Genomic DNA, 19,569 nt, shown 5'->3' on the forward strand with positions numbered 1-19,569 from the left:
CCTTGTACGGTTCCGCTGCGTCAGATACAAAGACAGGTCTGCGATTCCACACGAAAGCCCTGGAGGGGCAATGGAGGAAACAGGAGGAGCACTCGCGGGTACCACCGTGCCCACGCCGCCCTTCTCCACCGAGCTGCTCGCCGATCTGCACGGCGGCGTGCTCCCGGCCGACCAATCCGAACGGCTCTGGCCCGCGGTCCGCCAGGACCCCGAGGCCATGCGCTATCTCAACGCGCTCGACCGCGTCGACGACCGCCTGCACGACCTCGGCCGCGACGAGCACATCGCCCACCCCATGCCCCCCGAGGTGGCCGACCGGCTCGAGCGCATGATCTCCGACCTCGCCACGGGCGACAACACTCCCGCCGGCGGCGGCCCGGAACGGCTCGCCACCGTCACCCGGCTCCCCATCGCGCCGCCACCGGTCGTCCGCTCCACGCATCCGGCCCCGGCGGCCACCGCGCCCATGCCGATCCTCAACGGCTCCTCCATCTTCGATACCGGGCGGCTCGACCCGCGCGACCTCGAGGAGCACGAACCCGTGCCCGACCCCGAGGAGTACTCGGAACCGGGTGAGCCGGTACCGCTGGAGCGCCCGTCCCGGCGCCTGCGCTGGCTCACCGTCGCCGCCGCCGCGGCTGCGGTCGTCGCGGGCGCTGTGGTCGCCGTGGACGCCCTGGGCACCCGCCCGGCGACATCCGGCACCAAACTCGCCGCCGACGCCACCCTGGACGCGAGCATGCCGCCCGGAGCGCTGCTGACCGCCATGGGCCACCACGACATCAGCGGCCCCCTGGCCACCGGCAACGCCCTCACCGACTGCCTGCGGGCGGCCGGTCTGGACCGGCAGGTGCTCGGCGCGCGAACCGTTGTGTTCTCCGGCACACCCGGGGTGCTGGTCCTGCTCCCGGGACCCAAACCGCCGCAGATCACCGCCGCCGTGCTCGGAACCGCCTGCGGCCCAGGCCATCCGCAGGTGCTCCAACGCGCCGATATCGGCTGACGTCCGAGGTCGAACGGGCGCGGGAACAACAGCGTTTAGGCTGTTGTTGACCGACACGCTCACGCTCGACTAATTCGAGCCAATCTGCACAACTGCTTCGGAGGGCCCACCTTGAGCACGCCTGTTCGCGACCTGATCATCGTCGGTTCCGGTCCGGCCGGGTACACCGCCGCGGTGTACGCCGCCCGAGCGGAACTGGAACCGCTGCTCTTCGAGGGCACCCAGTTCGGCGGCGCGCTCATGACCACCACCGAGGTCGAGAACTTCCCCGGCTTCCGCGAGGGCATCATGGGCCCCGACCTCATGGAGGAGATGCGGGAGCAGGCCAAGCGGTTCGGCACCGACATCCGCACCGAGGACGTGGACGAGCTCGACCTGCGCGGTCGGATCAAGAAGGTGACCGTCGGCGGCGAGGTCTTCCAGGCCTACGCCGTGATCCTCGCCATGGGCTCCGCTGCCCGCTACCTCGGCGTCCCCGGTGAGCAGGAGCTACTCGGCCGCGGCGTCAGCGCCTGCGCCACCTGTGACGGCTTCTTCTTCAAGGGCCAGGACATCGTGGTGGTCGGCGGCGGCGACTCGGCCATGGAGGAGGCGACCTTCCTCACCAAGTTCGCCAGCTCGGTGACGATCATCCACCGCCGCGAGGAGTTCCGCGCCTCCCGCATCATGCTCGAGCGCGCCAAGAACAACGACAAGATCCGTTTCCTGCTGAACTCGGAAGTCGTTGCGGTGCATGGTGATAACAGCGTCACCAGCCTGACCGTCCGCGATACCCGCACCGGCGAGACCTCCTCGCTGGCGGCCACCGGCCTGTTCGTCGCCATCGGCCACGACCCGCGCAGCGAACTGGTGCGCGGCCAGGTCGATCTCGACGGCGAGGGCTACGTGGAGGTCAAGGGCCAGAGCACCTACACCTCGCTGCCGGGCGTCTTCGCCGCCGGCGACCTCGTCGACCACACCTACCGGCAGGCCATCACCGCCGCCGGTACCGGTTGCCGCGCGGCCATCGACGCCGAGCGCTGGCTCGCCGACCAGGGTGACATCACCACCAACACCCTCGATCACGCCGGTGCGCCGGTGGAAGTGAACAACTAAGGAGCAAGGCTATGTCCGACGCCAAGACCTCGGCCACCAAGACGGTGACCGACGCCACCTTCGCCGATGAGGTGCTGCTCAGCGAAAAGCCTGTGCTCGTGGACTTCTGGGCGGCCTGGTGCGGCCCGTGCAAGATGGTCGCCCCGGTGCTCGAGGAGATCGCGGCCGGCCATGCCGACAAGATCACCATCGCCAAGCTGGACGCCGACAACAACCCGGAGACCGCCAAGCACTACGGCATCCTGTCGCTGCCGACCATGGTGCTGTTCCAGGGCGGCAAGGAAACCAAGCGGATCGTGGGCGCAAAGGGCAAAGCGGCCCTCTTGCGTGAACTGCAAGAAGTTCTTTAACGACGCTGGATAGAATTTCGGCGCCGGCGGGGGCTCCCTGGTTCCACGGGAGCTTCCGCCTTCGGCCCCTGACCCCGGCACCGGGGTTAGGATGCCTGCACTCGACAGTTGCCGAAATTCGGTCCGGGTCTGAAACAATCATTCGACGCTCCGGTCGTGCGAAGGTGTGAACCGCCGCATGAGTGGGTACCCGGGTTGGCGGAAGGAAAGGGCTCTCACGCATGCACCGACTTCGTCACGGCGATACAGGACCAGCCGTAGCTGAGGTTCGGAGCACCCTGGCAAGCCTCGGGTTCCTGCATTCCCACCCCAATACCGACCCGTCGGGTCCGATCGGGGAGTACTGGAAGGACGCCGACGCGACCTTCGACCATGATCTGGACTCCGCGGTGCGCGCCTTCCAGCAGCATCGCGGCCTGCTGGTCGACGGCGTGGTCGGCCCGGCCACCTACCGTGCGCTCAAGGAAGCCTCCTACCGGCTCGGCGCGCGCACCCTCATCTACCAGCTCTCCGCCCCGCTGTACGGCGACGATGTCGCCACCCTGCAGCGGCGACTGCAGGACCTGGGCTTCTACGTGCACCGGGTGGACGGCTACTTCGGGCCGCACACCCACGACGCGCTCACCTCGTTCCAGCGCGAGATCGGCCTGTCCTCCGACGGCATCTGCGGTCCGGACACGCTGCGCTCGCTGGACCTGCTGGGCGCGCGCGTCACCGGCGGCAACCCGCACCGCATCGCCGAGGAAGAGGTGGTGCACCGGGCCGGGCCGCAGCTCACCGGCAAGCGCATCGTCATCGATCCGGGCCTGGGCGGGCCGGACAAGGGCGCGGCGGTGCCGACCGAATTCGGTGACGTCTACGAATCCGAGATCCTCTGGGATCTGGCCAGCCGCCTCGAAGGACGCATGGCCGCAACGGGTATGGAGACCTTCCTCTCGCGGCCGTGGGGCGCCAACCCGTCCGACGCCGAGCGGGCGGAGACCTCCAACACCTTCGACGCCGACCTGATGATCTCGCTGCGCTGCGCCAGCAATGACAGCGGTTCCGCCAGCGGCGTGGCCAGCTTCCACTTCGGCAACTCGCACGGGTCGACCTCCATGATCGGGCAGGTGCTGGCCGGGTTCATCCAGCGCGAGATCGTGGCGCGAACCTCGCTGCAGGACTGCCGAACCCACCCGCGCACCTGGGATCTGTTGCGGCTCACCAAGATGCCGACGGTTCAGGTCGACATCGGTTACCTCACCAACGATTACGACGCGTCGGTGCTGACCAATCCCCGCATGCGCGATGTGATCGCCGAGGCCATCCTGATCTCCGTCAAGCGCCTGTACCTGCTGGGCCAGGACGATCAGCCCACGGGGACTTACACATTCGCCGAACTGCTCGCAGAGGAATTGGCGGCCGCAGACCGGCTCTGATGTTTCACATGAAACAAACCCCTCCAACCCTTTCGGGCTGGAGGGGTTTTTCGTAGGTGCGCTGTTCCGGCCTATCGGGTGGCGATGCGGGTCGGCATGGTGAGTTCCGCCGCCGCGAGGAGCTGATCGAGCGCGCGCTCGACGTCTTCCTTCCACAGGTGCTCGTGATCCAATTCCAGTCGCAGCCGCGGGAATCGGTGATGCGAGGCCACCACCTTGAAACCGACGTCCTCGAGGAAGTCGGCCTCGATCATGCACTGCTCCGGCGAGCATCCGGACGGGGTCGGAGCGGGGGAGCGGCGGGGTGAGCCGATCCGCTCGCGCAGCGTCATGGACCCGATGGCCGGCATCGAATTGGTCGGCGGATCCTTCCGAATGCCGAACGCCTCGATGGCCCGGACACCGCGGCGCACCAGATCGGCCACCACGGCCTGGATCAGCTGATGGGCTATGTCGGTGTCCTGGAACGGCATTTCGGCGCTCAGCGTGGTCAGCAGCACCGCGTCCGGGCTCACGGGGGAGGTGGGGAAGAGACCGGCGCGCGGCACCGCGCTCGGCGGCGCGTACAGCGCGCAGCCGGCCGACTTGTCCTCCACCATGGCGACCTGCCCGCAGGAGCCCCACTGCAGCATCACGGTGGAGAGCCAGGCCTCCTTCTCGAAGGTCGGGTCGCTGAAGTCATGGGAATCCGCCGCCACCGCCGGATCGATCTCCCAGAACACGCACCGTCGCGCATGTACCGGAAGTTTGTCGAGTCCGCCGAGGGTAAGTGCGGTCACGCTGGTCGACACCGCTCTGCTCAGCCTCCAGCTGTCCGATTCATCCACACTCACGCCACATCACACAGTGCTCGCCAAAAAGAATAAGCGATCAACGCTTTACGCCTCTCCAGGGCCGTTGACCCCGAACGTCACAGTGACGTTTCCGTCGCGACCCTCGGGATGGACCCTCTCTACGGCTTCGACTGCTCCATGAGACTGACGATTCGCTCCAGATCGTCGATGGAGCCGAACTCGACGGTGATCTTGCCCTTGCGCTTGCCGAGCTGCACCGTGACGCGAGTGTCGAAGGACTCCGACAACCGCTCGGCCACATCCTGTAGGCCCGGCATCTGAATCGGCTTGCGCTTGGGCGCCGGGGGAGCGAGCTCCGGATCCGGGTTCCGGTTGGCCAGGGTGACGGCCTCCTCGGTGGCGCGCACCGACATGCCCTCCGCGACGATGCGCGCGGCGAGCGCCTCCTGCGCATCGGCACCCGCCTCCAGTGCCAGCACCGCACGCGCGTGGCCGGCCGACAGCACGCCCGCCGCCACCCGGCGCTGCACCGGAATCGGAAGCTTCAGCAGCCGAATCATATTGGTGACGACCGGACGCGAGCGCCCGATCTTCGCGGCCAGTTCCTCGTGGGTGACGCCGAACTCCTCGAGCAGCTGCTGATACGCGGCCGCCTCTTCGAGCGGGTTCAGCTGCACGCGATGGATGTTCTCCAGCAACGCGTCCCGCAGCATGGAGTCGTCCGCGGTCTCGCGCACGATGGCCGGAATGGCCTCGAGCCCCGCCTCCTGGCTGGCCCGCCAGCGCCGCTCGCCCATGATGAGCTGATAGCGCGGCTCCGGCAGGGTCGCCATCTGACGCACCACGATGGGCTGCATCAGACCGAACTCCTTGATGGAGTGCACCAGTTCGGCCAGCGCCTCCTCTTCGAAGACCGAGCGCGGCTGCTTCGGGTTCGGCTCGATCTGCAGCGGCGGGATCTCCCGATAGACCGCGCCCGCATCGGGGGCGTCGACCGAATCCACCGGATCCGGGACGCGATGCAGATACGCCGAGGCGGGCTGCGGCCCGACCGGGTCGATGCCGATGACGACATTGGCGGCGGCACTGCCGAGCCCGCCGGGCGTGGTCGCCGGGCCGGTCGGAATCAGTGCCGCGAGCCCGCGCCCCAGTCCACCCTTCTTCGCCTGACTCATCGGCCTACCGACCCCTTCCGTTGTTCACCGACACCGAGAAAATCACTTACACACCGGATTGTGCGTCGGAAACCGGCGCAACCGCGTTCTGGCGCGCCGTACGCGAAGCGATCTCACGTCCGGCGTCGAGGTAGCTCATCGCACCCCGCGAGCCCGGATCGTAATCGAGCACGGTCATGCCGTAGCCGGGAGCCTCCGACACCTTGACGCTGCGGGGGATGACCGAGCGCAGCACCGCGTCGCCGAAGTGCGAGCGCACCTCCTCGGCCACCTGGTCGGCCAGCTTGGTGCGGCCGTCGTACATGGTGAGAACGACGGTGGAGACATGCAATTCGGGATTCAGGTGCGCCTGCACCAGACCGATATTGCGGAGCAGCTGACCCACGCCCTCGAGTGCGTAGTACTCGCACTGGATGGGGATCAGCACCTCCTTGGCGGCGACGAGCGCGTTGACGGTGAGCAGACCCAGCGACGGCGGGCAGTCGATCATCACGTAGTCGATGTCGTACCCGGCGAGGTTGGCCTCCTGGATGGCGGCCTTGAGCCGGCCCTCGCGGGCGACCATGGAGACGAGTTCGATCTCGGCGCCGGCCAGATCGATGGTCGCCGGAATGCACAGCAGCCGTTCATTGTGCGGGCTCTGCTGGATGGCGTCGCTGACCGAACACTCGCCGATGAGGAGTTCGTAGCTGGAGGGGATGCCCGAGTGATGCTCGATGCCGAGGGCGGTGCTGGCGTTGCCCTGGGGGTCGAGATCGATGACGAGCACCCGCATGCCCTGAATGGCGAGCGCGGCGGCCAGGTTCACGGCGGTGGTCGTCTTGCCCACGCCGCCCTTCTGATTGGCGATGGTGAGGATGCGCTGTTCCTTGGGCCGCGGAATGTGCGCGTTGGTGCCCGACAGCACCTGGCTCGCCCGCTGCGCCTCGGCGGCAATCGGAGTCTCGGTGGGGGAGATGTTTCCGAACGGAGTGCGGCTGAACTCGTCCGTGTCGAAGGGACCGCTATCGAGCATGCCGGGCACCCGGGACGTTGTTTCCCGTGAAACATTCGCCGGACGATTGGACATACAGGCTCCTAACCCCGAGAACTCAAAGACACGTGGCCGAGCAAGATTTCGCGCACCTGGCAGCAACGGCCGCGACGCTGCGTTGTTACCGAGGGCTGGCTCGAATCGGCTGGAAGTCGTTCACGCTCGACGTTCACTAGCTTGCCAGTAGAGGACACAATACGGAAGTTGAACGGGCACCTTCGCGCCGCGACACACTCAAAAGCGGCAAAACTGTTCATGTTTCACGGGAAACATCGCGCCGCGAGCTTCGTCAGTGACGCTTCGGGCGGTTGGTCCCGGGCCGCCCGCTCTTGCGCTCCGCCTGTCCACTCTTGCGCTCCGCGCGGCGCTCGGCACGCGCCAGCCGCTCGGCACTGATGACGAAGGTGGGCGTCTCCAGCACTCCCACACCGCATTCCAGAACCTCGGCGTGCCCCGCGCCCGCTTTGGTGAGATCGTCCCGATCGCGTTCGAGTTCCTCGGCGGCGCTGATTCCCTTGAGCGCCAGCATCCGTCCGTGCTCGTGCACCAGCGGCATGGACCACCCCGCCAGCTTCGCCAGGGGAGCGACCGCGCGGGAGGTGACGACATCCGCGCCGCCCGCCTCCTTCTTCACGCCCGCCTGCTCGGCCCGGCCGCGCACGATGAGGACATTGTCGAGTCCGGCCTCGGCCACGAACTCGGCCAGGAAGACGGTCCGACGAAGCAGCGGCTCCACCAAGGTGATTCGAAGATCGGGCCGGGCGATGGCGAGCGGGATGCCGGGCAGACCCGCACCGCTGCCGATGTCGACCACGCGCACGCCCTGGGGGATGAGATCGCCGATCACCGCGCAGTTGAGGATGTGCCGATCCCAGAGCCGGGGAACCTCGCGCGGACCGATCAGGCCGCGCTCCACGCCCGCGGTCGCGAGCGCGGTGTAGTAGAGCCGAGCCTTGTCCAAGCGCTCACCGAAGACCACCGCCGCCGCGGCCGGGGGTTCGACCGGACCGGGAGCGGTCATCTCGGTCTCTGGTTCCACGTGAAACATCCTTCCGAATAACCGAACTCGCGGGGACTGCGAACAAGCCGCGGGACTGCGAATAAGCGTAGGGCCCCCGAGTCCGTTCGACTCGAGGGCCCTACGTCATGTCGCCGTGTCAGGCGGGGAGAACCACCACGCGGCGGTTGGGCTCCACGCCCTCGCTCTCGCTCACCACTCCGTCGAGGGCGGCCACGGCGTCGTGGACGATCTTCCGCTCGAACGGGGTCATGGGGGAGAGGGCCTCACGCTCACCGGTTTCCAGCACGCGCTTGGCGGCCTCGGTGCCGAGCGTGCTCAGCTCCGAGCGGCGGTTGGCGCGCCAGCCCGCCACGTCCAGCATCAGCCGGCTGCGCACACCGGTCGCCTGCTGCACGGCCAGCCGGGTGAGCTCCTGGAGCGCGTCCAGCACCTCGCCGCGACGGCCGACCAGCTTCGCCAGATCCTTACCGCCGTCGATGCTGACGACCGCACGGTCACCCTCGACGTCGAGGTCGATATCGCCGTCGAAGTCGAGCACGTCGAGCAGCTGTTCGAGGTAGTCGCCCGCGATCTCGCCCTCTTCGATGAGCGCTTCCTCGGCGTCGGTCGCGTCGGTCGCCTCCGGTGCCGCCGTCGCAGCCGTCACAGTGGGATCCCCTCCGTCGGTTTCAACAGTCATGGTTGTTTCCTTCATCTGGAGTTGTAAGTCTCAGCGACGCCGCTTCTGGTTGGCCCGGCCGCGATTTCCGGACCGCTTCTTGCCCTGTCCGGGCTTGGCGCCGGGGGAGGGCTTGGAACCATTCTGGGACGCCTGCGGCGCATCGGCCTTCTCGAGATCGACCGCATCCTCGACGGCGTCGGTCTTGGCAGCCGACTGCTTCTTGCGAACATCGACCGGCTTCGCGCCCGGCTTCGGAGCGTTCTGCGCGCGGCGCTCGAGGGCCGCCTGCTTCTTCTCCGTTTCCTCTTTCTCGATCTTGCCGAAGACGAGGTGCTGCTGACCGTAGGTCCAGATGTTGTTGGACACCCAGTAGAGCAGGATGGCGACGGGCAGGAAGGGACCACCGACGAGCACGCCGAGCGGGAACACGTACAGCGCCAGCTTGTTCATCATGGCGGCCTGCGGGTTGGCCGCGGCCTCCGCCGACTGCCGTTCCACCGAGGCGCGCGCGTTCATGTGGGTGGCGATACCGGCGATGATCATGAGCGGAATCGACACCGCCGCGATGGCCACCTTGCTCGGCAGACCGACGTCACCGTGGACGAAGGCCTCCATCTGCGATACGGGCTGCGTTATGTACGACGACAGCGGAGCGCCGAAAAGCCGGGCGGCCAGGAAGGATTGGACGTCGCCCGGGCTGAAGATGTAGTTCGCGGTGTTGGCGTTCTGCTCGACGGTCATGCCGCCGCTGTGACCGAAGCCGCCGAACCCGGCGGAGCCGACCCGGTTGAACGAACGCAGCACATGGAACAGGCCGATGAACACCGGCACCTGCAGCAGCACGGGCAGGCAGCCCATGAGTGGGTTGAAGCCGTGTTCCTTCTGCAGCTTCTGCATCTCGACCGTCATCTGCTGACGGTCGTTCTTGTACTTCTTCTGCAGTTCCTTGATCTGCGGCTGCAGTTCCTGCATCTGCCGGGTGGTGCGGACCTGCTTCACGAACGGCTTGTAGAGCACGAGCCGCAATGTGAACACGAGGAACACCACGGCCAGTGCCCAGGCGAATCCACTGTCTTTGCCCAGCACATACCCGAATGCCTGGTGCCAGAACCACAGAATGGCCGACACCGGGTAATAGATGAAGTCGAGCACGGCTCTATGCACTCCCGTCGTTCGTATCGCCGGTCACCGCGGGCGATGACCCTTCACAAGCTGATGCCGCGTGCCGGTGCTTGCGCTCCGGTACGGGGTCCCACCCACCAGGGTGCCAGGGCGCACATTTCGCCAATCGGACGGCCGTCAGTCCGAGACCGACGAACAGTCCGCGGGTGCGCAACGCCGTCACCGCGTACTCGCTACAGGTAGGAGTGAAGCGGCACACCGGCATACGGGTGGGGGAGATATAGGTCCGATACAGCTCGATGAGGAATATCAGAGCTTTGGCCGGTAAGCGCGCAGCGGCGCGCAGTCCGTTCACGACTCGCTACCGACAGGGAGGGTGCCCAGCTTGCGCAGGCCGCTCCGCAACTGCCGCAGCAGTTCGTCGGAGGGCGCGTCGGCGGCACCCGGCAGGGCGCGAATGACAATGTCTGCGCCCGCGGGCAATTCGGCCGTCAAGGTCGCGCAGATATGACGCAGGCGGCGGGCCACCCGGTGGCGTGTAACCGCCGGACCCACCGCCTTGCTGACGATCAAGCCGAAGTGCGGACCGCCCACCCGGATATCCGGGGTCGGCCCGCCGACTTGGTCGTCGTGTAGCAGTACGTGCACAACGAGGTCCCGTCTCCCGATTCTCCGGCCCTGACGCACCGTCCGGGAAAAGTCGATGCGACGGTGCAGCCGGTAGGGCTCAGGCAGCACCTGAGCATCCAGCGGAATGCGGGCGAATGGGGGACCGGAGACCGGACGGCGAGTCGCTCATACGACGCCGCATCCGGGATTACCGAATCAGGCGGTCAGCTTGGCGCGGCCCTTGCCACGGCGCGCCGACACGATGGCGCGGCCCGCACGGGTGCGCATCCGGAGACGGAAGCCGTGGACACGCGCCCGACGACGGTTGTTCGGCTGGAACGTCCGCTTGCCCTTGGCCACGGTCAACACTCCTCTAGGTGGTGGACGTCCGGTGACGCCCGAAGCTGTTCGGTGAAACGGTGCTCTCGACGAACGGGAGTCCGTCGGCGCAATACCCTTGTCGGCACGGGCAGCAGACAGCCGCCACCGCACCATAGGGTGACTGTAGAAGGGTACTTACCCCCTGGACGAGGGTCAAACTCGGGGGTAGGAGCCCGGTTTTCGCTGGATACCGCACCAGCACCGCTGACGCACAGCGCGATTGGATCGATCGTTCCGCGCGCCGCTTGCTGGGGGTTCGTGTGTCGGGCCGGGGTTCGTGTACGGTCCTTTCCAGGCCTTCGACGGTACCTCCGTTGCGACCGCGGTTGACTTTGCCAGCTGATAGCTGTGAACCCGCAGGTACGCGCCAGATTCGGGGAATCAGACACGCGGTCGCGTGTATCCCCAGGTTTTCCACATCTGTGGATAATTGTGTGGAAAGACCCCTGGAGTGGCATATTCGTAGGGCCGACGGTGCCTCGCCTACGCCCGGTTACTGGGGGAGCCGAGCAGTGCGAACCGTCTGCTCCAATCGACCTATATCCGGGGAGGACTGCGTTCGTGGACGACGAGCAGAATGTGCTGACGGCTGTCTGGCCGGAGGTGATCGCCGAATTGGCGAGTGGCTCCGCGGATGGGGAGATCCAGCCGGTCAGCAAGGCTCACAAGGCGTGGCTCAACACTATCGAACCGATCACCTTCGCGCAGGGATTCGCCCTGCTCTCGGTGCCGGGCACGATGGCGCAGGTCACGGTCGAACGTGATCTGCGGGAGCTCATTCTGCGATCCCTGGCCCGCCGCGGTCTCCAGGTCGAGGGCCTGGGCGTGCGCATCCGCGCGCAGCAGAACCCGCCGGCCGGTCGCTCCGGGAATACTCCGCGCCACGCGCGCATGACCTCGCGGCCCGAACGACCGCGCGAACCCGAGCCCGCGCCGCCCGCGTATCAGCCGGAACCGCCCCTGGTCGAGCGTCCACAGCAGATGTACCAGGCGCCCCAGGAGTACGCGGCCCCGCGCTACCTTCCTCCCCAGGACTACCCGGCCGAATACGACGATCGGGATGCTTATCCACCGGTGGAATTCGGCCAGGCACAGATGGCCGAAGAGTTGCCGATGCCGGTCGGCGAGCCGCCGACGCCGCCGCGCCGCCGCGAGAACCACCGCAGCGCGCCCAAACCGCCGGGACAGGAATCGCTGTTCTCGCCCGAGCCCGACGACGAACCGGTCCGGCCCGCACCCCAGCGCTACGCGGACGAACCCGCGGCCCAGCGCTACTCCGACGAACCGGCGCCGCAGCGCTACGCGGATGAGCCCGCGCCGCAGCGGTATTCGGACGAGCCCGCCCCGCGCTATTCCGACGAGCCGGCGGCCCGCCGCCCGGTGGACGAGCCGCACGACGACGAGCCGGTGGTCAATGTCCGCAATTCGTGGCCGACCTATTTCAACCGGACGCCCGAGCGCGAACCCGCGCCCGCCGCGTCGTCCTCGGCCAGTCTGAACGCCAAGTACACCTTCGACACCTTCGTCATCGGCGCCTCCAACCGGTTCGCGCACGCGGCCGCGGTGGCCATCGCGGAGGCCCCGGCGCGCGCCTACAACCCGCTGTTCGTCTGGGGCGCTTCGGGTTTGGGCAAGACGCACCTGCTGCACGCGGCCGGGCACTACGCCCAGCGGCTGTTCCCGGGCATGCGGGTGAAGTACGTCTCGACCGAGGAATTCACCAACGACTTCATCAACTCACTGCGTGACGACCGGAAGGTGGCGTTCAAGCGCCGCTACCGCGAGACCGACATCCTGCTGGTCGACGACATCCAGTTCATCGAGGGCAAGGAAGGCATCCAGGAGGAGTTCTTCCACACCTTCAACACCCTGCACAACGCCAACAAGCAGATCGTGGTGTCCTCCGACCGCCCGCCCAAGCAGCTGGCGACGCTGGAGGAGCGGCTGCGCACCCGCTTCGAGTGGGGCCTGATCACCGATGTGCAGCCGCCGGAGCTGGAGACCCGCATCGCGATCCTGCGCAAGAAGGCGCGCATGGATCGCCTGGACGTGCCGCACGACGTGCTCGAGCTCATCGCCAGCCGGGTGGAGCGCAATATCCGTGAGCTCGAGGGCGCGCTGATCCGGGTCACGGCGTTCGCGTCCCTGAACGGGCAGCCGCTGGATCTCTCACTGGCGGAAGTGGTGCTGCGCGATCTCATGCCCGACACCGCGACGCTGGAGATCACGGCGGCCACGATCATGGCCGTGACCGCGGAGTACTTCAACACCACGCTGGAAGAGCTGACCGGTCCCGGCAAGGCCCGCCCGCTGGCGCAGGCCCGGCAGATCGCCATGTACCTGTGCCGTGAGCTGACCGACCTATCCCTACCCAAGATCGGTCAGGCCTTCGGCCGCGACCACACGACGGTCATGTACGCCGAGAAGAAGGTGCGCAAGGAGATGACCGAGCGCCGCCGGGTGTACGACCAGGTTCAAGAACTCACAGCCCGAATCAAACAGCGTTCGCGCTGATCCACAGTCCACAGGACCCCACGTCGTCTGACGTGGGGTTCTTTGTTTTCACCGGTTGTGGATTCCTCGAGGAGTCCTCGAGGAAGGCTTGTGGACTCCTCGAGGATTCCCACTGTTGTCCACGGGGTTGCGCACAGGTCGCCACTCACACCCGTGCACAGGTGGTAGTCCACAGAACTAACAGGCGGATTCATCCTCGAGGTCTGAGCAGCGGGGATGCGCGATATGCCCTGGGGATTCCTCGAGGAGTCCTTGTCAGGTCCTCGAGGAATCCTCGAGGTAGTCCCCGGTTTCATCCTGATGTGGGCTACCGGGCCTCGAATGGGGGAGCAACTCGAGGATGACTCGAGGATCAATGTGGAACAGCGGATCGACTCCACAGCCACTCGCTGTTCATCCTCGAGCCACCCAGACGACATCCACACGACGCCGCACGCCCCCACCAGCGAAAACGGCCGAAGTCCACAGAACTAACAGGACCTACTACTACTTCAGTTATTCATCTAGAGAAGGTCTTTCTAAAACAGGGTGTGTGGAAACTCGGGTTGGGAGGGCACGGTCGGGTGGGCAGCCCCTCCACACCCGATCGGGAGGCAAGGAGAAGAGGAGCGATCCAAGGAGTTTCAGGGGCAACTCCCCTGAGAGCCCACGAGAGTTCTGTGCAGACCTCATGGGATAGCTCGGAGGGTCGGCGTTGGCCGTTACGCCCCTCGCGGGTACGGTTCACTGTCAGTCCCCTGTGCCACACTGCGTAGGCGGCTGATTCAGATCAGCAGAGTTCACGAATCCACTGGGAGAGGACAGACCGGGCGATGGAGCTTGCAAGCATGAAGTTTCGGGTCGCCCGCGAGGACTTCGCCGAATCCGTAGCCTGGGTCGCCCGTAGCCTGCCCTCGCGGCCTCCGGTGCCCGTGCTCGGTGGCGTACTTCTCGTGGCTGACGAGGATGGCCTGACGGTCTCCGGCTTCGACTACGAGGTCTCCGCGCAGATGCGCGTGGCCGCCGAGGTCGCCGGTCCGGGTCAGGTGCTGGTGTCGGGCCGCCTGCTGGCCGATATCACCAAGGCGCTGTCCAACAAGCCGGTCGACGTGTCGGTGGACGGCACCCGCGTGCTGATCGCCTGCGGCAGCGCCAAGTTCTCCCTGCCCACCATGCCGGTCGAGGACTATCCCCAGCTTCCCGAACTTCCTCCCCAGACCGGTGAGCTCGGGGTGGATCTGTTCTCCGAGGCGGTCTCGCAGGTGGCCGTGGCCGCCGGTCGCGATGACACGCTGCCCATGCTCACCGGTATCCGCGTCGAGATCGAGGGCCCCAAGGTGGTCCTGGCCGCGACCGACCGCTTCCGTCTCGCCGTGCGCGAGCTGGAATGGCAGCCGGGTCGCGCCGATGTGGAGACCGCGGTGCTGGTTCCGGCCCGCACCCTGTCCGAGGCCGCGAAAACCCTTGGTGCGTCCGATCAGCCGGTGCAGCTGGCCTTCGGCACCGGCACCGACGGCCTGCTCGGCATCGTGAACGGCGGCCGCCGCACCACCACGCGGCTGCTCGATGCCGAATTCCCCAAGTTCCGCCAGTTGCTCCCCAAGGAGCACACCTCCCTGGCGACCATCACGGTGAGCGCGCTGACCGAGGCCATCAAGCGTGTGGCCCTGGTGGCCGAGCGCGGCGCCCAGGTGCGGCTGGAGTTCTCCGAGGAGGGCCTGCTGCTCTCCGCCGGTGGCGATGACGCCGGTCGCGCCGAGGAGTGGCTGGAGGCCGAGTTCCGCGGTGAGCCGCTGACCATCGCCTTCAACCCCGGCTACCTGCTCGACGGCCTGTCCGCCTCGCATTCGGACCGGGTGACCTTCGGCTTCACCACCCCCAGCCGGCCCGCGGTGTTCCTCCCGGCTCCCGAGGAAGAGCCCGCGCAGCTGGAGTCGGGCGCGTTCTCGGCACTGTCGGGCAGCTACATCTACCTGCTGATGCCGGTGCGGCTGCCGGGCTGATCGGGCGGCTCACCTGTGCACAGTGTTGACAAACCTGTGAAAAACATGGACTGACCGGATGCACGTGCGTGCGCTGTCACTGCGCGATTTCCGCTCCTGGGAGGCCGCCGAGCTGGAATTCTCGCCCGGCAGAACGGTTTTCCTGGGCTCCAATGGCAACGGCAAGACCAACCTGATCGAGGCCATCGGTTATCTGTCCACGCTCGGCTCACACCGGGTGGCCGCCGATGCCCCGCTCATCCGGATCGGCGCGCAGAAGGCGCGGATCGGCGCGACGGTGGTCAACACCGGCCGCGAGCTCCGCGTCGACATGGAGCTGAATCAGGGCCAGGCCAATCGGGCCCAGATCAATCGCTCGCCGGTGCGGCGGCCGCGGGAGATCCTGGGCATCCTGCAGACCGTCCTGTTCGCCCCGGAGGACCTCTCGCTGGTGCGCGGGGACCCGGGGGAGCGGCGGCGCTTCCTGGACGAGCTGGCCACCGCGCGGCTGCCCCGGCTGGCCGGCGTGCGCGCGGATTACGACAAGGTGCTGCGGCAGCGCTCGGCGCTGTTGAAAACCGCTGGGCGCAATGCCCGTTCGGGGTCGCGCGGCTTCCGGGCAGGCTCGGAATCAGGCTCGGAGTTGAGCACGCTCGATGTGTGGGACGGGCATCTGGCGGGGCACGGCGCGGTGTTGCTGGCGCAGCGGCTGCGGCTGGTGCACGAGCTCTATCCACATCTTGCACAGGCCTATTCAGGTATCGCTCCCGAATCCCGGCCCGCCACAATCGCTTACCGAAGTGCGAGTTTGCCGCCGGAGCTGCTCGATCCCGCGCGTTCTCCACAGCCTGAGGACGAATCGGAGCTGGAAGCCATCCTGTTGCGGGAGCTGGCCGCCGCCCGTCCCAAGGAGCTGGAGCGCGGTGTCTGCCTGGTGGGTCCGCATCGTGACGATCTGGAGTTGATGCTGGGCTCGGCCCCCGCCAAGGGTTTCGCGAGCCACGGTGAGTCCTGGTCCTTCGCCCTGGCCCTGCGGCTCGGTGCGTTCGAACTGCTCCGGTCCGCCGGAACCGATCCGGTGCTGATCCTCGATGATGTTTTCGCCGAACTGGATCGGCGGCGTCGCACCGCATTGGCCGCGGTGGCCGCCGGAGCCGAGCAGGTGCTGATCACCGCCGCCGTGCCCGAGGACGTGCCCGCCGAATTGGAGGCCGCGCCATTGCGCGTGGAGACGACCGGCGAGGCCGATCACCGTGCGTCGCGAATAGTCGAGTCGGCGTCCATGTGACATCGGCGCCGGGATCGGTGAGTCCGTCGGTCCCATGCGGCAGAATCACGTGACGAACCGAAGGTGATCAACCGGGATTCCCCAGTGTGGAAGGAGCTGTGGATGGCTGACCAGCCGGAAGCCGACGACCGCGGGACTCCTCCAGCGAATGACACTGCCGCGGGCCCGGAACCGGAGCTGCGCGGTGTCGATCTGGCCCGGCGAGCTCTCGAAGAGGCTCGTGCCGCGGCCCGGGCGGCCGGGAAATCGGTGGGCCAGGGGCGCGCCTCGCCGCGTCAGGGCGGTATCCGATCGCTGCGGCGTCGCCGCACCGGTTGGTCGGGCGCGCATCCGGACGAGCGTGATCCACAGACCCTTTCGGCTCTCGCCATGCAGCTGGCCAAGGGCCGCGGCTGGTCCGGCAAGGTCGCCGAGGGCACCGTCTTCGGCCGCTGGTCCAGCGTGGTGGGGGAGGACATCGCCGCGCACGCCACGCCGATCTCGCTCGAGAACGGCATTCTGAGCATTCAGGCCGAGTCCACCGCCTGGGCCACCCAGCTGCGCATGTTCCAGTCGCAGATCCTGGCCAAGATCGCGGCCGCGGTCGGCAACGGCGTGGTCAAACAGCTCAAGATCAATGGCCCGACCGCCCCGAGCTGGCGGCACGGCGACCGGCACGTCAAAGGCCGAGGTCCGCGCGACACCTACGGATAGATCTTGTTTCACGTGGAACGTTTCGGTCTCGCCGCGGCCCGCTGCGAGATCGATTCGAACCCTCGCGCAAACGGTCTCCGGGCCACGCGCGCATCGCCCGCTGAGGCTTCCGGAACCCCCCACACCCATAACCGGTCATATCGTTGGTCGATTTCATGACCCTACGGCCCACTCAGGGGTGTCATAGGTGCGTTCTCTGTCGGTCGTACCAGTAGGATGGGGGAGTAACTAGCGGCGATACCTCCCGGCGCGTTCCGTAGCGCCCGCGCGTGAGCCCCCGTAATTCTCGAGCAGACACTGCCTGGTGCTCGAGCAGACAGTGTCTGACGGCTCAACGCGTGCCACCGCACTGCGCCGGGAGGATCAGCAAGTAAGGAGAGCTACCCACCAGTGGCTGCCATGGACTCCAACGCAGAAGGCTCGACCCCGCCGAAGAACGGCAAGCCGTCGAACTACGGTGCCGAATCCATCACCGTCCTCGAGGGCCTCGAGGCGGTTCGCAAACGCCCCGGTATGTACATCGGTTCCACCGGTGAGCGGGGCCTGCACCACCTGATCTGGGAGGTCGTCGACAACTCCGTCGATGAGGCGATGGCCGGGTACGCCTCGCGCGTCGATGTCACGCTGCTGGCCGACGGCGGTGTCGAGGTCGTCGACGACGGCCGCGGTATCCCGGTCGCCATGCACGCGCAGGGGGTGCCGACCATCGAGGTCGTCATGACCCAGCTGCACGCCGGCGGCAAGTTCGACGGCGAATCGTATGCCGTCTCCGGCGGTCTGCACGGCGTCGGCATCTCGGTGGTGAACGCGCTGTCCACCCGCCTCGAGGCCGATGTGGACACCGACGGCTTCCACTGGAGCCAGGAGTACAAGGACTCCAAGCCCGGGAAGCTGGTGCAGGGCGGCGCGACCAAGCGCACCGGCACCACCATCCGGTTCTGGCCGGATCCGGAGATCTTCGAGACCACCACGTTCAGCTTCGAGACGGTGGCGCGCCGCCTGCAGGAGATGGCGTTCCTGAACAAGGGCCTCACCATCACGCTGACCGATCAGCGGGTGGCCGAGAGCGACGTCATCGACGAGGTGGTCAGCGAAACCGCCGAGGCGCCCAAGCATCTCGACGAGAACGCCCCGGCCGCCGAGCCGAAGGTGAAGACCCGGACCTACCACTACCCGGGCGGTCTCGAGGACTACGTCAAGCACATCAACCGGACCAAGACGCCGATCCACAACTCGATCGTGGCGTTCACCGGCAAGGGCACCGGCCATGAGGTCGAGGTCGCGATGCAGTGGAACTCGGGCTACTCCGAGTCGGTCCACACCTTCGCCAACACCATCAACACCCACGAGGGCGGCACCCACGAGGAGGGCTTCCGCGCGGCGCTCACCACGGTGGTGAACAAGTACGCGAAGGACAAGAAGCTCCTCAAGGAGAAGGAAGGCAACCTCACCGGTGACGACATCCGTGAGGGTCTCGCCGCCATCGTGAGCGTCAAGATCGCCGACCCGCAGTTCGAGGGCCAGACCAAGACCAAGCTCGGTAATACCGAGGTGAAGTCCTTCGTCCAGCGGACCTGCAACGAGCACATCTCGCACTGGTTCGAGGCCAACCCGGCCGATGCGAAGACCATTGTGCAGAAGGCGGTTTCGTCCGCCCAGGCGCGGGTCGCGGCCCGCAAGGCGCGAGAGCTGGTGCGGCGCAAGTCCGCCACCGATCTGGGCGGCCTGCCGGGCAAGCTGGCCGACTGCCGTTCCAAGGATCCGAGCAAGTCCGAGATCTACATCGTGGAGGGCGACTCCGCCGGTGGCTCGGCCAAGTCCGGCCGTGACTCCATGTACCAGGCGATCCTGCCGCTGCGCGGCAAGATCATCAATGTGGAGAAGGCGCGCATCGACCGCGTGCTGAAGAACACCGAGGTCCAGTCCATCATCACGGCCTTCGGCACCGGCATCCACGACGAGTTCGACATCGCCAAGCTGCGCTATCACAAGATCGTGCTGATGGCCGACGCCGACGTCGACGGCCAGCACATCTCGACGTTGCTGCTGACCCTGCTGTTCCGCTTCATGCGCCCGCTGGTCGAGCACGGTCACGTGTTCCTGGCCATGCCGCCGCTGTACAAGCTGAAGTGGCAGCGGTCCGAGCCGGAGTTCGCCTACTCCGACAAGGAGCGCGACGGGCTGCTGGAGCGTGGCCTGGCGGCGGGCAAGAAGATCAACAAGGACGACGGTATCCAGCGCTACAAGGGTCTCGGTGAGATGAACCCGAAGGAGCTGTGGGAGACGACGATGGACCCGAGCGTCCGCGTCCTGCGTCTGGTCACCCTGGACGACGCGGCTGCCGCCGACGAGCTGTTCTCGATCCTGATGGGTGAGGACGTCGAGGCCCGGCGCAGCTTCATCACTCGGAATGCCAAGGACGTGCGATTCCTGGACGTGTAGCCGCCTGCC

18 protein-coding genes are annotated in these 19,569 nt (G+C 66.9%); 9 read left to right on the forward strand and 9 right to left on the reverse strand.

Annotation, left to right across the window (positions count from 1 at the left end; genetic code table 11):
• Positions 1-70: 70 nt before the first annotated feature.
• The 4 genes from ACAM49_RS00085 to ACAM49_RS00100 all read left to right on the forward strand — a co-directional run bounded on the left by ACAM49_RS00085 (position 71) and on the right by ACAM49_RS00100 (position 3,866).
• A complete protein-coding gene (locus ACAM49_RS00085; RefSeq protein ID WP_369633369.1) occupies positions 71-1,003 on the forward strand; it encodes a hypothetical protein in 933 nt (310 codons plus the stop codon).
• 111 nt (positions 1,004-1,114) lie between these two features.
• Positions 1,115-2,098, forward strand: a complete 984-nt coding sequence (gene trxB / locus ACAM49_RS00090) for a thioredoxin-disulfide reductase (RefSeq protein WP_369633370.1) — start codon at positions 1,115-1,117, stop codon at positions 2,096-2,098.
• An 11-nt stretch (positions 2,099-2,109) separates the two neighbouring features.
• The gene (gene trxA, locus ACAM49_RS00095) at positions 2,110-2,448 is read left to right on the forward strand and encodes a thioredoxin (protein ID WP_369633371.1); all 339 of its coding nucleotides are present in this window, start codon (positions 2,110-2,112) and stop codon (positions 2,446-2,448) included.
• Positions 2,449-2,669: 221 nt separating this feature from the next.
• Positions 2,670-3,866, forward strand: a complete 1,197-nt coding sequence (locus tag ACAM49_RS00100; RefSeq protein ID WP_369633372.1) for an N-acetylmuramoyl-L-alanine amidase — start codon at positions 2,670-2,672, stop codon at positions 3,864-3,866.
• Between the two features lie 71 nt (positions 3,867-3,937).
• Here the strand turns inward: ACAM49_RS00100 and ACAM49_RS00105 are convergent, their stop codons facing one another.
• The 9 genes from ACAM49_RS00105 to rpmH all read right to left on the reverse strand — a co-directional run bounded on the left by ACAM49_RS00105 (position 3,938) and on the right by rpmH (position 10,641).
• A complete protein-coding gene (locus tag ACAM49_RS00105; RefSeq protein WP_369633373.1) occupies positions 3,938-4,657 on the reverse strand; it encodes a GNAT family N-acetyltransferase in 720 nt (239 codons plus the stop codon).
• A gap of 161 nt (positions 4,658-4,818) precedes the next feature.
• Positions 4,819-5,835, reverse strand: a complete 1,017-nt coding sequence (locus tag ACAM49_RS00110) for a ParB/RepB/Spo0J family partition protein (RefSeq protein WP_040814476.1) — start codon at positions 5,833-5,835, stop codon at positions 4,819-4,821.
• 46 nt (positions 5,836-5,881) lie between these two features.
• Entirely contained in the window at positions 5,882-6,904 is a 1,023-nt protein-coding gene (locus tag ACAM49_RS00115) for a ParA family protein (RefSeq protein ID WP_051179641.1), read from the reverse strand.
• A gap of 253 nt (positions 6,905-7,157) precedes the next feature.
• Complete coding sequence (rsmG, locus tag ACAM49_RS00120) at positions 7,158-7,916, reverse strand: 16S rRNA (guanine(527)-N(7))-methyltransferase RsmG (RefSeq protein ID WP_369633374.1); 759 nt, start codon at positions 7,914-7,916, stop codon at positions 7,158-7,160.
• A 109-nt stretch (positions 7,917-8,025) separates the two neighbouring features.
• Positions 8,026-8,568, reverse strand: a complete 543-nt coding sequence (locus ACAM49_RS00125) for a protein jag (protein WP_369633375.1) — start codon at positions 8,566-8,568, stop codon at positions 8,026-8,028.
• A 30-nt stretch (positions 8,569-8,598) separates the two neighbouring features.
• Positions 8,599-9,702 (reverse strand): membrane protein insertase YidC, encoded by a 1,104-nt coding sequence (yidC, locus tag ACAM49_RS00130; RefSeq protein ID WP_369633376.1) that lies wholly within the window; start codon positions 9,700-9,702, stop codon positions 8,599-8,601.
• Between the two features lie 4 nt (positions 9,703-9,706).
• On the reverse strand, positions 9,707-10,018 hold the full coding sequence (yidD, locus tag ACAM49_RS00135; RefSeq protein ID WP_083913986.1) for a membrane protein insertion efficiency factor YidD: 312 nt from the start codon (positions 10,016-10,018) through the stop codon (positions 9,707-9,709).
• 5 nt (positions 10,019-10,023) lie between these two features.
• Positions 10,024-10,410, reverse strand: coding sequence for a ribonuclease P protein component (gene rnpA, locus ACAM49_RS00140; protein ID WP_369633377.1), 387 nt, complete (start codon positions 10,408-10,410; stop codon positions 10,024-10,026).
• An 87-nt stretch (positions 10,411-10,497) separates the two neighbouring features.
• Positions 10,498-10,641 (reverse strand): 50S ribosomal protein L34, encoded by a 144-nt coding sequence (gene rpmH / locus ACAM49_RS00145; protein ID WP_033085250.1) that lies wholly within the window; start codon positions 10,639-10,641, stop codon positions 10,498-10,500.
• A 582-nt stretch (positions 10,642-11,223) separates the two neighbouring features.
• On the opposite strand from rpmH, the gene dnaA reads away from it, so the two are divergent.
• The 5 genes from dnaA (at position 11,224) to gyrB (ending at position 19,560) form a co-directional block, all read left to right on the forward strand.
• Complete coding sequence (gene dnaA / locus ACAM49_RS00150) at positions 11,224-13,176, forward strand: chromosomal replication initiator protein DnaA (protein ID WP_369633378.1); 1,953 nt, start codon at positions 11,224-11,226, stop codon at positions 13,174-13,176.
• An 812-nt stretch (positions 13,177-13,988) separates the two neighbouring features.
• Entirely contained in the window at positions 13,989-15,158 is a 1,170-nt protein-coding gene (gene dnaN, locus ACAM49_RS00155; protein WP_369633379.1) for a DNA polymerase III subunit beta, read from the forward strand.
• Between the two features lie 58 nt (positions 15,159-15,216).
• Positions 15,217-16,425 carry a DNA replication/repair protein RecF gene (gene recF, locus ACAM49_RS00160; protein ID WP_369633380.1) on the forward strand — a complete coding sequence of 403 codons (1,209 nt, stop codon included), beginning with the start codon at positions 15,217-15,219 and terminating at the stop codon, positions 16,423-16,425.
• A gap of 102 nt (positions 16,426-16,527) precedes the next feature.
• Entirely contained in the window at positions 16,528-17,118 is a 591-nt protein-coding gene (locus tag ACAM49_RS00165) for a DUF721 family protein (protein ID WP_369633381.1), read from the forward strand.
• 399 nt (positions 17,119-17,517) lie between these two features.
• Positions 17,518-19,560: a DNA topoisomerase (ATP-hydrolyzing) subunit B gene (gene gyrB / locus ACAM49_RS00170; RefSeq protein WP_369633382.1), complete on the forward strand. Its 2,043-nt coding sequence runs from the start codon at positions 17,518-17,520 to the stop codon at positions 19,558-19,560.
• Positions 19,561-19,569 lie beyond the last annotated feature (9 nt).

It is taken from the genome of Nocardia sp. JMUB6875, assembly GCF_041154655.1.
Lineage (GTDB): Bacteria > Actinomycetota > Actinomycetes > Mycobacteriales > Mycobacteriaceae > Nocardia.

Bases quoted from the DNA above. Each gene is read 5' to 3' on its own strand.
- recF (WP_369633380.1), top strand. From the start codon at position 15,217: ATGCACGTGCGTGCGCTGTCACTGCGCGATTTCCGCTCCTGGGAGGCC.
- gyrB (WP_369633382.1), top strand. From the start codon at position 17,518: ATGGACTCCAACGCAGAAGGCTCGACCCCGCCGAAGAACGGCAAGCCG.
- ACAM49_RS00125 (WP_369633375.1), bottom strand. From the start codon at position 8,568: ATGACTGTTGAAACCGACGGAGGGGATCCCACTGTGACGGCTGCGACG.
- ACAM49_RS00110 (WP_040814476.1), bottom strand. From the start codon at position 5,835: ATGAGTCAGGCGAAGAAGGGTGGACTGGGGCGCGGGCTCGCGGCACTG.
- dnaN (WP_369633379.1), top strand. From the start codon at position 13,989: ATGGAGCTTGCAAGCATGAAGTTTCGGGTCGCCCGCGAGGACTTCGCC.
- ACAM49_RS00100 (WP_369633372.1), top strand. From the start codon at position 2,670: ATGCACCGACTTCGTCACGGCGATACAGGACCAGCCGTAGCTGAGGTT.
- ACAM49_RS00115 (WP_051179641.1), bottom strand. From the start codon at position 6,904: ATGTCCAATCGTCCGGCGAATGTTTCACGGGAAACAACGTCCCGGGTG.
- rsmG (WP_369633374.1), bottom strand. From the start codon at position 7,916: ATGTTTCACGTGGAACCAGAGACCGAGATGACCGCTCCCGGTCCGGTC.
- ACAM49_RS00165 (WP_369633381.1), top strand. From the start codon at position 16,528: ATGGCTGACCAGCCGGAAGCCGACGACCGCGGGACTCCTCCAGCGAAT.
- ACAM49_RS00085 (WP_369633369.1), top strand. From the start codon at position 71: ATGGAGGAAACAGGAGGAGCACTCGCGGGTACCACCGTGCCCACGCCG.
- trxA (WP_369633371.1), top strand. From the start codon at position 2,110: ATGTCCGACGCCAAGACCTCGGCCACCAAGACGGTGACCGACGCCACC.